Below are 15,062 nucleotides of genomic sequence, written 5' to 3'. Positions count from 1 at the left end.
TTGACGGCAACGCCGTGGAGTTTTAACTTCAGAAGACTCTATTTTATTTTTTATCATCACAATTGTTGGCTACAAACAAAGTAATGAAGGCCAAATAGTCGAATAATGAACGCCTTTTTAGTCAACAGGATGAGTTTTTACATTAGAAGGATGATGTTGAAATGTCTGATTCTATACAATCACACGACCTCAGCGATATTAACATATTGGATAACCAACCTTTTTCTGAGACAGACCATGAGATTTTAAAATCGTATGAAGCTGCTGTGGATGGTCTGGCAATGCTAATCGGTGGGCACTGTGAAATTGTTCTTCACTCTTTAGAAGACCTAAACTGCTCTGCAGTCAGAATCGCAAATGGCCAGCACACTGGGCGTAAAATCGGCTCACCGATTACAGACTTAGCGTTGAGAATGCTGCATGATATGGCAGACGAAGAATCGAATGTCTCGAAGGCTTATTTTACGAAAGCGAAAAGCGGTGATTTAATGAAATCCGTTACTATTGCTATTCGTAACCGTAAGCAACGTGTGATTGGCTTGTTATGTATCAATATGAACTTAGATGTGCCGTTCTCTGAAATTATTCAATCGTTTGTTCCAGAAACTAAGCAAGAAGTTACTTCAGATGTAAACTTTGCCTCTTCAGTTGATGACCTTGTCGCACAAACATTGGAGTACACAATTGAAGAAGTTGGCGGTGATCGTAATGTCTCAAATAATGCGAAAAACAAGCAAGTAGTTCTTAACCTATATGAAAAAGGTATTTTCGATATTAAAGATGCCATTAACCAAGTTGCTGACCGTTTGAACATTTCTAAACACACCGTTTATTTATACATTCGTCAATTCAAGAGCGGTGAATGAGTAATACAAATTCGTTAACCTACTGCTTAGTTGTGACAGGCCCTGCTTATGGTACACAACAAGCAGCGAGTGCGTATCAATTTGCAAAAGCCCTTCTTGAAGAAGGGCATATATTGAAAACACTCTTTTTTTATCGTGAAGGGGTTTTTAATGCGAACCAGCTTACGTCACCGGCAACAGATGAATTTAATTTAGTTTCAGCTTGGCAGGAACTGGCAAAACAATCTGGGTGCGAAATGCATATCTGTGTTTCTGCCGCATTGCGTCGGGGGGTTGTTGACCAAGAACAAGCGCAAAGTTTATCACTTCCAACGGCTAACCTTGCTGAGGGCTTTATCATGAGTGGGTTAGGAAGCCTTGCGGAAGCGATGATAACCACAGACCGGACAATTCAATTCTAAGAACAGCTCAATACAAGGTACCGTGTGAAAAAAATAGCTTTTGTCTTTACAACCATGCCCCATGGAAATGCCAGTGGCCGAGAAGGGTTAGATGCATTATTAGCAACTTCAGCACTGACAGAAGACATTCAGGTGTTTTTTCTCTCTGATGGCGTTTATCAGCTTCTAGCAAACCAACATCCCGCTGAAGTGCTTGCTCGAGATTACATCGTAACATTTAAAATATTGCCGTTATATGACATTGAAAAAGTTTATCTCTGCGGCTCTTCGCTACAAGAACGGGGGCTGGGAGAGCATTGTGAATGGGTTTTAACACCAGCAATTCTTAGCAAGAAAGAGGTAAGCGCTAAAATAGCGGAATGTGATGTGGTGCTTAATTTTTAATCTATTGTGTGAATTTTGAGCTTGGGTTGTTTTTTGATCTATAGTAGGATCTTTTCTATGCTGTATACATTAGTAACATCTCCGTTTAAATGTGATTTTTCTACAATGGTAGGCTTTATTACGGCTGAAGATGTCGTTTTACTGATGCAAGATGGCGTGGTTGCGGCAGTCGCACAGTCGCCTTATCTTGTTGCACTACAAAAAACAGGGGCGCAGTTGTACGCTTTGGATGTAGACATCAATGCTCGTGGGTTGCAAAATACCCTATCAACCGCAGTTTCTGTAATCACATATCAAGGTTTTGTGAAGCTAACAGAAGTCCAAAAACAACATTTTGCCATATAAAGGCACTAAAAGTTGTATATTTCTTGACACCTGAGCCAGTCAGCAATAAAATTTCGCGTCCTCGTGTATCGTCATGTTGGCGAACGGGGTCAAAATCCGTGTTTACGAAGCAATAAAACCAGGAGCTTTTTTAATAATGGCAACTATTAATCAGCTGGTACGCAAATCTCGTAGCTCGAAAGTTGTTAAAAGCAACGTTCCAGCACTGGAAGCTTGCCCGCAAAAACGTGGCGTATGTACTCGTGTATATACTACCACTCCTAAGAAACCAAACTCAGCATTACGTAAAGTATGCCGTGTTCGTTTAACTAACGGTTTCGAAGTTTCTTCCTACATCGGTGGTGAAGGCCACAACTTGCAGGAGCACTCCGTTATCCTTATCCGTGGTGGTCGTGTTAAAGACTTACCAGGTGTGCGTTATCACACCGTTCGCGGCGCACTGGACTGTTCTGGTGTTAAAGACCGTAAGCAAGCTCGTTCTAAATACGGCGCGAAAAAACCTAAGGCTTAATGGATTTCCGTTAAGTAAGGCCAAACATTTTAATCTTAATGTCAAAATACTCTCGTAGAGTTTTGGACAAACCTGAATTAACAACGGAGTCATATCCATGCCACGTCGTCGCGTAATAGGTCAACGTAAAATTCTTCCAGATCCTAAGTTCGGATCAGAATTACTGGCCAAATTTGTAAATATCCTGATGGTAGACGGGAAAAAATCTACTGCTGAAGCAATCGTATATAACGCACTTGAAACCCTTGCTCAGCGTTCTGGTAAAACTGAACTTGATGCATTCGAATTAGCACTAGATAACGTGCGTCCGACTGTGGAAGTTAAATCCCGCCGTGTTGGTGGTTCAACTTACCAAGTTCCAGTTGAAGTTCGCCCGGTTCGTCGTAATGCCCTGGCAATGCGTTGGATCGTTGATGCTGCTCGTAAACGCGGTGATAAATCTATGGCGCTTCGCCTGGCAAATGAATTATCAGACGCTGCTGAGAACAAAGGTTCCGCTGTTAAGAAACGTGAAGACGTTCACCGTATGGCAGAAGCTAACAAGGCGTTCGCACACTACCGTTGGTAAGTTCTTACCCACATTAGTGATGTATCTCAGGGTAGCCATTTGCTACCCTTTATATGAAGCATTGAACGCCCACGAGAGAGGAAAAAATGGCCCGTCAAACGCCCATAGCACGTTATCGTAATATCGGTATCAGTGCACACATCGACGCCGGTAAAACCACAACTTCTGAACGTATTCTGTTCTATACTGGTGTAAACCATAAAATTGGTGAAACTCACGAAGGTTCTGCAACAATGGACTGGATGGAGCAGGAGCAAGAGCGTGGTATTACTATCACATCTGCAGCGACTACTGCATTCTGGTCTGGTATGGCAAAACAGTATGAGCCACACCGTATCAACATCATCGACACCCCGGGACACGTTGACTTCACCATCGAAGTAGAACGTTCTATGCGTGTTCTTGATGGCGCAGTAATGGTTTACTGTGCAGTTGGTGGTGTTCAGCCACAGTCTGAAACTGTATGGCGTCAGGCTAACAAATATAAAGTTCCACGTATCGCGTTCGTTAACAAAATGGACCGTATGGGTGCGAACTTCTTACGTGTTGTTGAGCAATTAAAATCACGTTTAGCTGCTAACGCAGTTCCACTGCAATTACCAGTCGGCGCAGAAGAGTCGTTCACTGGTGTTGTTGACTTGCTGAAAATGAAAGCAATCAAGTGGAGTGATGAAGACCAGGGCGTTACCTTCGAATACGAAGATATCCCTGCGAACATGCAAGAAGCTGCTGAAGAGTGGCACAACAACCTGATCGAAACCGCAGCAGAAGCATCAGAAGAACTGATGGAAAAATATCTGGGCGGTGAAGAACTGACTGAAGCAGAAATTAAAGCTGCATTGCGTCAACGTGTTCTTGCAAGCGAAATTATCCTGGTTACCTGTGGTTCTGCATTTAAGAACAAAGGTGTTCAGGCGATGCTGGATGCAGTTGTTGATTACTTACCTGCACCGACAGATGTACCTGCAATCAATGGTATTCTGGACGATGGTAAAGACACTCCTGCAGAGCGTCACGCAAGTGATGATGAGCCATTCTCATCATTAGCATTTAAAATTGCAACCGACCCATTCGTTGGTAACTTGACGTTCTTCCGTGTTTACTCTGGTGTTGTTAACTCAGGTGACACAGTTCTGAACGCAGTTAAAGCGAAGAAAGAGCGTTTTGGCCGTATCGTACAGATGCACGCTAACAAACGTGAAGAGATTAAAGAAGTTCGTGCTGGTGACATCGCGGCTGCTATCGGTCTGAAAGACGTAACTACAGGTGATACTTTATGTGCAGTTGATGCACCAATCATCCTGGAGCGTATGGAATTCCCAGAGCCAGTAATCTCTGTTGCAATCGAACCGAAAACTAAAGCTGACCAAGAAAAAATGGGTATCGCATTAGGCCGTTTGGCTCAAGAAGACCCATCTTTCCGCGTATCAAGTGATGAAGAGACTAATCAGACTATCATCGCTGGTATGGGTGAGCTGCACTTAGACGTTCTGGTTGACCGTATGCGTCGTGAATTTAAAGTTGAAGCGAACGTTGGTAAACCTCAAGTTGCTTACCGTGAAGCAATCACTATGAAAGTGACTGATATCGAAGGTAAACACGCGAAACAGTCTGGTGGTCGTGGTCAGTACGGTCATGTCGTTATCGATATGTTCCCTCTGGACAAAAACGATAAAGACGGTGTTCCAATGGATTACGAATTTGCCAACGACATCAAAGGTGGTGTAATTCCTACTGAATACATTCCTGCAGTTGACAAAGGTATCCAAGAACAGCTGAAATCTGGTCCATTAGCTGGTTACCCGGTTGTTAACATGGGTGTTCGTTTACATTTCGGTTCTTACCATGATGTTGACTCCTCTGAATTGGCGTTTAAACTTGCGGCTTCAATCGCGTTTAAAGATGGCTTCAAAAAAGCTAAACCAGTTCTGCTTGAGCCAATCATGAAAGTTGAAGTGGAAACACCAGAAGACTACATGGGTGATGTTATTGGTGACCTGAACCGTCGTCGTGGTATGATTGAAGGTATGGATGACCTGCCTACTGGTAAAGTCGTTCGTGCACAAGTACCATTGTCAGAAATGTTCGGTTATGCTACTGACCTGCGTTCTCAGACACAAGGTCGTGCTTCATACTCTATGGAGTTCCTGAAGTACAATGAAGCACCAAACAACGTTGCACAAGCTGTAATCGAAGCTCGTAACGCTAAATAATCGATTTTTATCGGTTAACTACTTTAATTTAAGTTCCTTCTTTATCGTGAAGAGGGAACTCCATAAGGAATAGAGTCGTGTCTAAAGAAAAATTTGAACGTTCAAAACCGCACGTTAACGTTGGTACTATCGGCCACGTTGACCACGGTAAAACTACTCTGACAGCAGCTATCACTACTGTTCTGGCTAAAACTTACGGCGGTTCTGCTCGCGCATTCGACCAAATCGATAACGCACCAGAAGAAAAAGCGCGTGGTATCACCATCTCTACTTCACACGTAGAATACGATACTCCAACTCGCCACTACGCACACGTAGACTGCCCAGGACACGCCGACTATGTTAAAAACATGATCACTGGTGCTGCTCAGATGGACGGTGCAATTCTGGTTGTTGCTGCGACAGATGGCCCAATGCCACAAACTCGTGAGCACATCCTGTTAGGTCGTCAGGTTGGTGTTCCTTACATCATCGTTTTCCTGAACAAATGTGACATGGTAGACGACGAAGAGCTGTTAGAATTAGTCGAAATGGAAGTTCGTGAACTTCTGTCTCAATACGATTTCCCAGGCGACGACACTCCAGTTGTTCGTGGTTCAGCACTGAAAGCGCTGGAAGGCAACCCAGAGTGGGAAGCGAAAATTGTTGAATTAGCAGGCCACCTGGATACTTACATTCCAGAGCCAGAGCGTGCAATTGACAAGCCATTCCTGCTGCCAATCGAAGATGTATTCTCAATCTCAGGTCGTGGTACAGTAGTAACAGGCCGTGTTGAGCGTGGTATCATCAAAGTTGGTGAAGAAGTTGAAATCGTTGGTATTCAAGACACGGTTAAAACAACTTGTACTGGCGTTGAAATGTTCCGTAAACTGTTAGACGAAGGTCGTGCAGGTGAGAACGTTGGTGTTCTGCTGCGTGGTACTAAGCGTGAAGAAATTCAACGTGGTCAAGTACTGGCGAAACCAGGTTCAATCAAGCCACACACTAAATTTGAATCAGAAGTTTATATTCTGAGCAAAGATGAAGGTGGTCGTCATACTCCATTCTTCAAAGGTTACCGTCCACAGTTCTACTTCCGTACAACTGACGTAACAGGTACTATCGAACTGCCAGAAGGCGTAGAGATGGTAATGCCAGGTGATAACATCAACATGATCGTTACCCTGATCCACCCAATCGCGATGGACGACGGTTTACGTTTCGCAATCCGTGAAGGTGGCCGTACTGTAGGTGCGGGTGTTGTTGCAAAAATTATTGCATAATACCGCTCTTTCTGAATAAGAAAGAACCACTTAGTAAAAAAGGGCGTCTAATAGACGTCCTTTTTATACGTTGCAAAATTCAGACGTTGCAAAATTAAGAACCTATCTCATCAATCATTTGTATAATTATTGGTGAGATAGGCTCTGAAACAACGAATTGATAACTGTGCGGGCTACTTTGCGCAGTTATATGAGATTTATTAAGGTTTTGCTCGGAAGATATGGTATATTTTACTGCTGCCACAAAAAGAAAGTCACTTTCTTGATTGGTGTAGTTAAAAAATTTACTGGGCATGCTGAAATTCCTGCAAAATGGAATAGCACTTGTGAAATGGGTAGCACTTGTAAAGTGATAGTACTGACGTACACGTAGTACTTGCGAAATAAAATGTTACTGCAACTTGTTATTTTTGCAGAACGAATAACGCTAATTACCTCCATTAACAAGGCTAATTACTTTTTAGATCGCAGGTGATGCTATTGATATCCCTATCAAATTTTTGCAGGCTTAGTTTGTAGTAATTGAGGGATATGTTGGTATATTCTATTGGTTTGGCTTGGTTGTCTTACCTTTGTAAACAAGCAAGCTTTGTACATACTTCATGGTAACAGGTTGAATTATGAGTGCGAATAGCGAAGCTCAAGGAAGTGGACGCAGTGCAGACATCTTCAAGTGGGTCATTGTCTGTGCCTTATTAATAATTGCTATTGTTGGTAATTATTACTTCCGTCAATATAATCTCGCGCTGCGTGCTTTTGCAGTTGTGGCTGTTGTCGCTATTGCAGGTGCTGTCGCTTTATGGACCACAAAAGGTAAAGCAACACTGGCGTTTGCACGCGAAGCTCGCGTCGAGATGAGAAAAGTCATTTGGCCTACTCGCCAGGAAACATTACAAACTACTTTAATTGTTGCTGCAGTAACGGCTGTAATGTCATTAATACTGTGGGGACTAGATGGTATCCTGGTGCGTTTAGTTTCATTTATTACAAGCCTGAGGTTATTCTAAATGTCCGATTCACCTAAAAAGCGCTGGTATGTCATTCAGGCATTCTCTGGTTTTGAAGGTCGCGTAGCACAATCTTTACGTGAACATATCAAATTACATGCTATGGAAGATTCTTTTGGCGAAGTTATGGTTCCAACAGAAGAAGTTGTTGAAATCCGTAGCGGTCAGCGCCGTAAGAGTGAACGTAAATTCTTCCCAGGCTATGTCTTAGTCCAAATGGTCATGAATGATGACTCTTGGCACTTAGTGCGTAGTGTACCGCGTGTAATGGGGTTCATTGGCGGGACGTCAGATCGTCCAGCGCCAATTAGCGATAAAGAAGTTGATGCTATCATGAACCGCTTACAACAAGTTGGTGATAAACCACGTCCGAAAACACTGTTTGAACCGGGTGAAATGGTTCGTGTTAGCGAAGGTCCGTTTGCTGACTTTAACGGTGTGGTTGAAGAAATTGATTATGAAAAGAGCCGCTTGAAAGTCTCTGTTTCTATCTTCGGTCGTGCAACTCCAGTCGAATTGGATTTTGGTCAGGTAGAAAAAGCCTAATCTAAACGACAAAACTGACTTGCAAAAGGCGTGAAATTTGACTACAATTTCGCGCCTTTTGTTTTTATGTTCGGCGCAAATTAATGTGCGGGGCATGTTTAATGTAACGGGGAGCCTTGCAAACCGTAAGGCGCTATCACCCATCTAGAGGAAATATCATGGCTAAGAAAGTTCAAGCCTACGTTAAGCTGCAAGTTGCAGCTGGTATGGCGAACCCAAGTCCACCGGTTGGTCCAGCACTGGGTCAACAAGGTGTTAACATCATGGAATTCTGTAAAGCGTTCAACGCAAAAACAGACAGCCTGGAAAAAGGTTTACCAATTCCTGTTGTTATTACTGTTTACGCAGACCGTTCTTTCACTTTCGTTACCAAAACTCCACCTGCAGCAGTTCTGCTGAAAAAAGCAGCTGGCGTTAAGTCTGGTTCAGGTAAGCCGAACAAAGACAAAGTTGGTAAAGTGACCTCTGCTCAGATTCGCGAAATCGCTGAAACTAAAGCTGCGGACATGACTGGTGCTGATGTTGACGCAATGATGCGTTCAATTGAAGGTACTGCTCGTTCCATGGGCCTGGTAGTGGAGGACTAAGACAATGGCTAAACTGACTAAGCGCATGCGCAATATCCGTGAAAAAGTTGATGCAACTAAACAGTATGACATCAATGAAGCCGTTGCACTGCTGAAAGAATTAGCAACTGCTAAATTCGTAGAAAGCGTTGACGTAGCTATCAACCTGGGCATCGATGCTCGTAAATCTGACCAAAACGTTCGCGGTGCAACTGTGCTGCCACACGGTACTGGCCGTTCAGTTCGCGTTGCTGTGTTCGCACAAGGCGCAAACGCTGAAGCTGCTAAAGCTGCAGGTGCTGAACTGGTAGGTATGGAAGATCTGGCTGATAAAATCAAAGCTGGTGAAATGGACTTTGATGTTGTTATTGCTTCTCCAGATGCAATGCGCGTTGTTGGCCAATTAGGTCAAGTTTTAGGCCCACGTGGTCTGATGCCAAACCCGAAAGTTGGTACTGTAACTCCAAACGTTGCTGAAGCAGTTAACAATGCTAAAGCAGGTCAGGTTCGTTACCGTAATGACAAAAACGGAATCATCCACACCACTATCGGTAAAGTTGATTTCGACGCTAACAAACTGAAAGAAAACTTAGAAGCACTGCTGATCGCGCTGAAAAAAGCAAAACCAGCTTCTGCTAAAGGTGTTTTCATCAAGAAAGTTAGCCTGTCCACCACTATGGGTGCAGGTGTTGCTGTTGACCAAGCTGGTCTGTCAGCGACAGTTTAATTGCTATAGCTTCGGCTAATTGGTAATTAGGCTTTACCTTTGCGTCAAATTTGTATAAAATTTGACGCCTTGAGTTTGTTGGGTACACAAAATGTATCCAACAAACCACGAATTTCGGTATGGAGTCTGGCCTTTCCAGACCCCGTCCAAGACCGCAGGTGTGGTTTATTAGTTATAATAGCTACTTAATTTACCTGCGTAGACGGTGACAGAGATACCTAGAATTTAATTCTGGATTCTATTCTGCTCACCGTGTTTTAGCGCTCTTACATAATGTTGTGTTTGAGTGATGTGAGTCCCGGGTTTTCCCGGTTAATCCAGGAGCAAGAAGCTAATGGCACTAAATCTTCAAGACAAACAAGCGATTGTTGCTGAAGTCAGCGAAGTAGCCAAAGGCGCGCTTTCTGCAGTTGTTGCTGATTCACGCGGCGTAACTGTAGCAAAAATGACTGAACTGCGTAAAGCAGGTCGCGAAGCAGGCGTTTATATCCGTGTTGTTCGTAACACACTGATCCGTCGTGCTGTTGAAGGTACTTCTTACGATGTACTGAAAGACGTGTTTGTCGGTCCAACCTTAATTGCTTTCTCTAACGAACACCCGGGCGCTGGCGCTCGTCTGTTCAAAGAGTTCGCGAAAGCGAATCCAGCATTTGAGATTAAAGCTGCGGCCTTTGAAGGTGAGTTAATCCAAGCGAAAGATATCGATCGTCTGGCAACTCTCCCAACTTACGATGAAGCAATCGCACGCCTGATGTCAACCATGAAAGAAGCCGCTGCCGGCAAATTGGTTCGTACTCTGGCTGCTCTGCGCGATCAGAAAGAAGCTGCATAAGCCCTTTCCTTCGTTGCTTTTTAACGTATAAACTATTTCTGAATTTTAGGAACACTTGTTATGTCTATCACTAAAGACCAAATCCTTGATGCAGTTGCAGAAATGTCTGTAATGGACGTTGTTGAACTGATTACTATGATGGAAGAAAAATTCGGCGTTTCTGCTGCTGCAGCTGTTGCTGTTGCTGCGGGCCCAGCTGAAGCTGCTGAAGAAAAAACTGAATTCGACGTTGTACTGTCAGCTGTTGGCGGTAACAAAGTTGCAGTTATCAAAGCAGTTCGTGGCGCAACCGGTCTTGGCCTGAAAGAAGCTAAAGATATGGTAGAGTCTGCTCCAGCGACCATCAAAGAAGGCGCGAGCAAAGACGAAGCTGAAGCTCTGAAAAAATCTCTTGAAGAAGCAGGCGCTTCTGTTGAACTTAAATAAGTTCAGTTTCAAGAACGCAGCCTAATCTAATTAGGCTGACGGCTGGTGATTTTTTAATCACCAGCCTTTTTGCGCTGTAAAGCGTGATGGGTGTTAACAGCTTTTCACGCAGTTTTAATGTTAACAACAACCCTCCAATACTTCTTTCTATTGACGACTTAATATACTGTGTTCTTCGCTACGACCCGCTCGGGTAGCTCGGTAGCAATGGCAACGCAATGAAATGATTTAAGAGTAATAGCAATGAGTATTAAGGAAAGTATTCATTTTCCGTTTCTTATAAAAAAACGCGTTGCGGTTCAGTCTCTTATACTAAGAGCTAACCACTTGGGTCACTGATCAACGAGCTGAGGAAACCTATGGTTTACTCCTATACCGAGAAAAAACGTATCCGTAAGGACTTTGGTAAGCGTCCACAAGTTTTGGACATACCTTATCTCCTTTCTATCCAACTTGACTCGTTCCAGAAGTTTATCGAGCAAGATCCAGATGGCCAGAATGGGCTGGAAGCAGCTTTCCGTTCTGTGTTTCCAATTCAGAGCTACAGCGGTAATGCTGAATTACAATATGTCAGCTATCGTTTAGGCGAGCCTGTTTTTGATGTTAAAGAATGTCAAATTCGCGGTGTAACTTACTCTGCGCCTTTACGTGTGAAATTGCGTCTCATCGTTTATGAGCGTGAAGCACCGGAAGGAACTGTTAAAGACATCAAAGAACAAGAAGTCTACATGGGTGAAATTCCACTCATGACTGAAAACGGAACTTTCGTTATCAACGGTACTGAGCGTGTTATCGTTTCTCAGTTACACCGTAGTCCTGGTGTATTCTTCGACAGCGATAAAGGTAAAACACACTCTTCAGGTAAAGTGCTATATAACGCACGTATTATCCCTTACCGTGGTTCATGGCTTGATTTCGAATTTGACCCGAAAGATAACCTGTTTGTACGTATTGACCGTCGCCGTAAATTACCTGCGACCATTATTCTGCGTGCAATGGATTACAATACCGAAGAAATCTTAAATCTGTTCTTCGAAAAAACTGTATTCCAAATCCGTGATAATAAACTGATGATGACGCTGGTTCCTGAGCGTTTACGTGGTGAGACAGCTTCATTTGATATCGAAGCGAACGGTAAAGTCTATGTAGAAAAAGGCCGCCGTATCACTGCACGTCACATTCGTCAGTTAGAAAAAGAAGAAGTGAATAGCATCGAAGTTCCTGTTGAATATATCGCAGGTAAAGTCGTTGCTAGAGACTATATTGATGAAAGTACTGGTGAGCTGATTTGTGCAGCGAACATGGAACTTTCTTTAGATATGTTGGCACGTCTGAGCCAGTCTGGTCATAAAACAATCGAAACATTGTTTACCAATGACTTAGACCATGGTGCTTACATTTCTGAAACCGTTCGTGTCGACCCAACTAACGATCGTCTGAGTGCATTGGTAGAAATCTACCGCATGATGCGTCCTGGTGAGCCACCAACCCGTGAAGCCGCTGAAAACCTGTTTGATAACTTATTCTTCTCTGAAGATCGTTACGACTTGTCTGCAGTAGGTCGCATGAAGTTCAACCGTTCACTGAACCGTGAAGAAATCGAAGGTTCAGGTATCCTGAGTGAAGAAGACATCATTGATGTTATGCGTAAACTCATCGATATCCGTAACGGTAAAGGCGAAGTGGATGATATCGACCACTTAGGTAACCGTCGTATTCGTTCCGTTGGTGAAATGGCAGAGAACCAATTCCGTGTCGGTCTGGTTCGTGTTGAGCGTGCAGTGAAAGAGCGTCTTTCTCTGGGCGACCTCGATGCATTAATGCCACAAGATATGATCAACGCGAAACCAATTTCAGCCGCAGTTAAAGAGTTCTTTGGTTCCAGCCAGCTGTCCCAATTTATGGACCAGAACAACCCGCTGTCTGAAATTACGCACAAGCGCCGTATCTCTGCGTTAGGCCCAGGTGGTCTGACTCGTGAGCGTGCGGGCTTCGAAGTACGTGACGTTCACCCAACTCACTACGGTCGCGTTTGTCCAATCGAAACGCCTGAAGGTCCAAACATCGGTCTGATCAACTCATTATCTGTTTATGCACAGACCAATGAGTACGGTTTCTTAGAAACCCCATACCGTTTAGTCCGCGATGGCTTAGTAACAGACGAAATCCATTATTTGTCTGCAATTGAAGAAGGTAACTTCATCATTGCTCAGGCGAATACCGTTTTAGGTGATGATGGTAGCTTTGTTGAAGAACTGATTACTTGCCGTAACAAAGGTGAATCAAGCTTATTCAGCCGTGAACAGGTTGAATATATGGACGTTTCGACTCAACAGGTTGTTTCTGTTGGTGCGTCACTGATCCCATTCCTTGAACACGATGACGCCAACCGTGCATTGATGGGTGCGAACATGCAACGTCAAGCGGTTCCTACTTTACGTGCCGACAAACCATTAGTTGGTACAGGTATGGAACGTGCAGTAGCGGTTGACTCTGGTGTTACTGCTGTTGCAAGACGTGGTGGTTCGGTTCAGTACGTTGATGCTTCTCGTATCGTTATCAAAGTTAACGAAGATGAGATGTACCCAGGCGAAGCTGGAATCGATATTTATAACCTGACTAAATATACTCGTTCTAACCAGAACACCTGTATTAGCCAGATGCCTTGTGTATCTTTAGGTGAACCTGTTGAACGTGGTGACGTGTTAGCGGATGGTCCTTCAACAGACCTCGGCGAATTAGCACTTGGTCAAAACATGCGCGTGGCATTCATGCCATGGAATGGTTATAACTTCGAAGACTCCATCTTAGTTTCTGAGCGTGTTGTTCAAGAAGACCGTTTCACAACTATTCATATTCAAGAGCTCTCTTGTGTGTCTCGTGACACTAAATTAGGGCCTGAAGAAATCACTGCAGATATTCCAAACGTCGGTGAAGCTGCTCTGTCTAAACTTGACGAATCCGGTATCGTGTATATTGGTGCGGAAGTGAAAGGCGGCGACATTCTGGTTGGTAAAGTAACACCTAAAGGTGAAACTCAACTGACTCCAGAAGAGAAACTGTTACGTGCTATCTTCGGTGAAAAAGCATCAGACGTTAAAGACTCTTCTTTACGTGTTCCTAACGGTGTATCTGGTACGGTTATTGACGTACAAGTATTTACCCGTGACGGTGTAGAGAAAGACAAACGTGCATTAGAGATCGAAGAAACTCAGTTACGTGATGCGAAGAAAGACTTAACAGAAGAGCTGCGTATTTTCGAAGCTGGCCTGTTTGCACGTATCCGTTCTGTACTGGTTAACGGCGGAATTGAAGCTGAAAAACTGGACAAACTGCCTCGCGACCGTTGGTTAGAGTTATCTTTAGCAGACGAAGAGAAGCAAAACCAGTTAGAGCAATTAGCTGAACAGTATGACGAACTGAAATCTGAGTTCGAGAAAAAACTCGATGCAAAACGTCGTAAAATTACTCAAGGTGATGACTTAGCTCCGGGTGTACTGAAAATTGTTAAGGTTTATCTGGCTGTTAAACGTCAGATCCAACCGGGTGATAAAATGGCGGGTCGCCATGGTAACAAAGGTGTTATCTCAAAAATCAACCCAGTTGAAGACATGCCTTACGATGAAAACGGTAACCCAGTTGATATCGTTCTGAACCCGCTGGGCGTACCATCACGTATGAACATCGGTCAGATTTTGGAAACCCACTTAGGGATGGCAGCGAAAGGTATTGGTGAGAAAATCAATGCTATGCTTAAACAGCAAGAAGAAGTTGCCAAACTGCGTGAGTTTATCCAAAAAGCATACGATTTAGGTGATGATCCACGCCAGAAAGTTGATTTGAACACTTTCACTGACGAAGAAGTTATGCGTTTGGCTGAGAACCTGAAAAAAGGTATGCCAATTGCAACACCAGTATTTGATGGTGCGAAAGAGAAAGAAATCAAAGAACTGCTGAAACTGGGCGGTCTGCCGACTTCAGGTCAGATTACATTATTCGATGGTCGTACTGGCGAGCGTTTTGAGCGTCAAGTTACTGTCGGCTACATGTACATGCTGAAACTGAACCACTTGGTTGACGATAAGATGCACGCCCGTTCAACAGGTTCTTACAGCTTGGTTACTCAGCAACCGCTGGGTGGTAAAGCGCAGTTCGGTGGTCAGCGTTTCGGGGAGATGGAAGTGTGGGCACTGGAAGCATACGGTGCAGCCTATACTCTTCAAGAAATGCTTACAGTTAAATCGGATGACGTTAACGGCCGTACGAAGATGTATAAAAACATCGTCGATGGTAGCCATCAGATGGAACCTGGTATGCCGGAATCTTTCAACGTATTGCTGAAAGAAATCCGTTCACTGGGTATCAACATCGAGCTGGAAGACGAGTAATTCGTTTTATGCCGGAAAGC

General features: G+C 43.8%; 16 protein-coding genes. 15 read left to right on the top strand and 1 reads right to left on the bottom strand.

The annotated features are described in order from the left end of the window. Window positions 1-161: 161 nt before the first annotated feature. From M1F25_RS20290 to tuf, 8 genes are all read left to right on the top strand, one after another. Complete coding sequence (locus M1F25_RS20290) at window positions 162-866, top strand: transcriptional regulator (protein ID WP_004262503.1); 705 nt, start codon at window positions 162-164, stop codon at window positions 864-866. Beyond that, entirely contained in the window at window positions 863-1,267 is a 405-nt protein-coding gene (gene tusD, locus M1F25_RS20285) for a sulfurtransferase complex subunit TusD (RefSeq protein ID WP_115166426.1), read from the top strand. Before M1F25_RS20290 ends, tusD begins: the two co-directional genes overlap by 4 nt. Window positions 1,268-1,291: 24 nt before the next feature. Continuing rightward, on the top strand, window positions 1,292-1,651 hold the full coding sequence (tusC, locus tag M1F25_RS20280; RefSeq protein WP_181488833.1) for a sulfurtransferase complex subunit TusC: 360 nt from the start codon (window positions 1,292-1,294) through the stop codon (window positions 1,649-1,651). A 57-nt stretch (window positions 1,652-1,708) separates the two neighbouring features. After that, the gene (tusB, locus tag M1F25_RS20275) at window positions 1,709-1,996 is read left to right on the top strand and encodes a sulfurtransferase complex subunit TusB (RefSeq protein ID WP_181488831.1); all 288 of its coding nucleotides are present in this window, start codon (window positions 1,709-1,711) and stop codon (window positions 1,994-1,996) included. 136 nt (window positions 1,997-2,132) lie between these two features. Further along, entirely contained in the window at window positions 2,133-2,507 is a 375-nt protein-coding gene (rpsL, locus tag M1F25_RS20270) for a 30S ribosomal protein S12 (RefSeq protein ID WP_004265905.1), read from the top strand. A gap of 97 nt (window positions 2,508-2,604) precedes the next feature. After that, entirely contained in the window at window positions 2,605-3,075 is a 471-nt protein-coding gene (rpsG, locus tag M1F25_RS20265) for a 30S ribosomal protein S7 (RefSeq protein WP_004262486.1), read from the top strand. An 86-nt stretch (window positions 3,076-3,161) separates the two neighbouring features. After that, a complete protein-coding gene (fusA, locus tag M1F25_RS20260; protein WP_004262483.1) occupies window positions 3,162-5,288 on the top strand; it encodes an elongation factor G in 2,127 nt (708 codons plus the stop codon). Window positions 5,289-5,365: 77 nt separating this feature from the next. Further along, window positions 5,366-6,550 carry an elongation factor Tu gene (tuf, locus tag M1F25_RS20255; RefSeq protein ID WP_004264373.1) on the top strand — a complete coding sequence of 395 codons (1,185 nt, stop codon included), beginning with the start codon at window positions 5,366-5,368 and terminating at the stop codon, window positions 6,548-6,550. A 94-nt stretch (window positions 6,551-6,644) separates the two neighbouring features. Here tuf and M1F25_RS20250 read toward each other — a convergent pair whose 3' ends face one another. After that, window positions 6,645-6,845 carry a hypothetical protein gene (locus M1F25_RS20250; RefSeq protein ID WP_036958857.1) on the bottom strand — a complete coding sequence of 67 codons (201 nt, stop codon included), beginning with the start codon at window positions 6,843-6,845 and terminating at the stop codon, window positions 6,645-6,647. 325 nt (window positions 6,846-7,170) lie between these two features. On the opposite strand from M1F25_RS20250, the gene secE reads away from it, so the two are divergent. The 7 genes from secE to rpoB all read left to right on the top strand — a co-directional run bounded on the left by secE (window position 7,171) and on the right by rpoB (window position 15,042). Beyond that, the gene (gene secE, locus M1F25_RS20245; RefSeq protein WP_004265885.1) at window positions 7,171-7,557 is read left to right on the top strand and encodes a preprotein translocase subunit SecE; all 387 of its coding nucleotides are present in this window, start codon (window positions 7,171-7,173) and stop codon (window positions 7,555-7,557) included. Then, a complete protein-coding gene (nusG, locus tag M1F25_RS20240) occupies window positions 7,558-8,103 on the top strand; it encodes a transcription termination/antitermination protein NusG (RefSeq protein ID WP_004264378.1) in 546 nt (181 codons plus the stop codon). Between the two features lie 158 nt (window positions 8,104-8,261). Continuing rightward, a complete protein-coding gene (gene rplK / locus M1F25_RS20235) occupies window positions 8,262-8,690 on the top strand; it encodes a 50S ribosomal protein L11 (protein WP_004264379.1) in 429 nt (142 codons plus the stop codon). Between the two features lie 4 nt (window positions 8,691-8,694). Beyond that, window positions 8,695-9,396 (top strand): 50S ribosomal protein L1, encoded by a 702-nt coding sequence (gene rplA / locus M1F25_RS20230; protein ID WP_004264380.1) that lies wholly within the window; start codon window positions 8,695-8,697, stop codon window positions 9,394-9,396. Between the two features lie 334 nt (window positions 9,397-9,730). Further along, window positions 9,731-10,228, top strand: a complete 498-nt coding sequence (gene rplJ / locus M1F25_RS20225) for a 50S ribosomal protein L10 (protein WP_004264381.1) — start codon at window positions 9,731-9,733, stop codon at window positions 10,226-10,228. Between the two features lie 60 nt (window positions 10,229-10,288). Then, a complete protein-coding gene (rplL, locus tag M1F25_RS20220; protein WP_004264384.1) occupies window positions 10,289-10,654 on the top strand; it encodes a 50S ribosomal protein L7/L12 in 366 nt (121 codons plus the stop codon). A 359-nt stretch (window positions 10,655-11,013) separates the two neighbouring features. Continuing rightward, window positions 11,014-15,042, top strand: coding sequence for a DNA-directed RNA polymerase subunit beta (gene rpoB, locus M1F25_RS20215; protein WP_004264386.1), 4,029 nt, complete (start codon window positions 11,014-11,016; stop codon window positions 15,040-15,042). The last annotated feature ends 20 nt before the right edge of the window (window positions 15,043-15,062 follow it).

Origin of the sequence: Providencia sp. PROV109, from assembly GCF_033681625.1 — a bacterium.
GTDB lineage: Bacteria > Pseudomonadota > Gammaproteobacteria > Enterobacterales > Enterobacteriaceae > Providencia > Providencia hangzhouensis.
This window is presented reverse-complemented; position numbering and strand designations above follow the sequence as displayed.

Coding starts and splice junctions, on each gene's coding strand:
- M1F25_RS20290 (WP_004262503.1), top strand. CDS start 162: ATGTCTGATTCTATACAATCACACGACCTCAGCGATATTAACATATTG.
- tusD (WP_115166426.1), top strand. CDS start 863: ATGAGTAATACAAATTCGTTAACCTACTGCTTAGTTGTGACAGGCCCT.
- tusB (WP_181488831.1), top strand. CDS start 1,709: ATGCTGTATACATTAGTAACATCTCCGTTTAAATGTGATTTTTCTACA.
- rpsL (WP_004265905.1), top strand. CDS start 2,133: ATGGCAACTATTAATCAGCTGGTACGCAAATCTCGTAGCTCGAAAGTT.
- rpsG (WP_004262486.1), top strand. CDS start 2,605: ATGCCACGTCGTCGCGTAATAGGTCAACGTAAAATTCTTCCAGATCCT.
- fusA (WP_004262483.1), top strand. CDS start 3,162: ATGGCCCGTCAAACGCCCATAGCACGTTATCGTAATATCGGTATCAGT.
- M1F25_RS20250 (WP_036958857.1), bottom strand. CDS start 6,845: ATGCCCAGTAAATTTTTTAACTACACCAATCAAGAAAGTGACTTTCTT.
- secE (WP_004265885.1), top strand. CDS start 7,171: ATGAGTGCGAATAGCGAAGCTCAAGGAAGTGGACGCAGTGCAGACATC.
- nusG (WP_004264378.1), top strand. CDS start 7,558: ATGTCCGATTCACCTAAAAAGCGCTGGTATGTCATTCAGGCATTCTCT.
- rplK (WP_004264379.1), top strand. CDS start 8,262: ATGGCTAAGAAAGTTCAAGCCTACGTTAAGCTGCAAGTTGCAGCTGGT.
- rplA (WP_004264380.1), top strand. CDS start 8,695: ATGGCTAAACTGACTAAGCGCATGCGCAATATCCGTGAAAAAGTTGAT.
- rplJ (WP_004264381.1), top strand. CDS start 9,731: ATGGCACTAAATCTTCAAGACAAACAAGCGATTGTTGCTGAAGTCAGC.
- rplL (WP_004264384.1), top strand. CDS start 10,289: ATGTCTATCACTAAAGACCAAATCCTTGATGCAGTTGCAGAAATGTCT.
- rpoB (WP_004264386.1), top strand. CDS start 11,014: ATGGTTTACTCCTATACCGAGAAAAAACGTATCCGTAAGGACTTTGGT.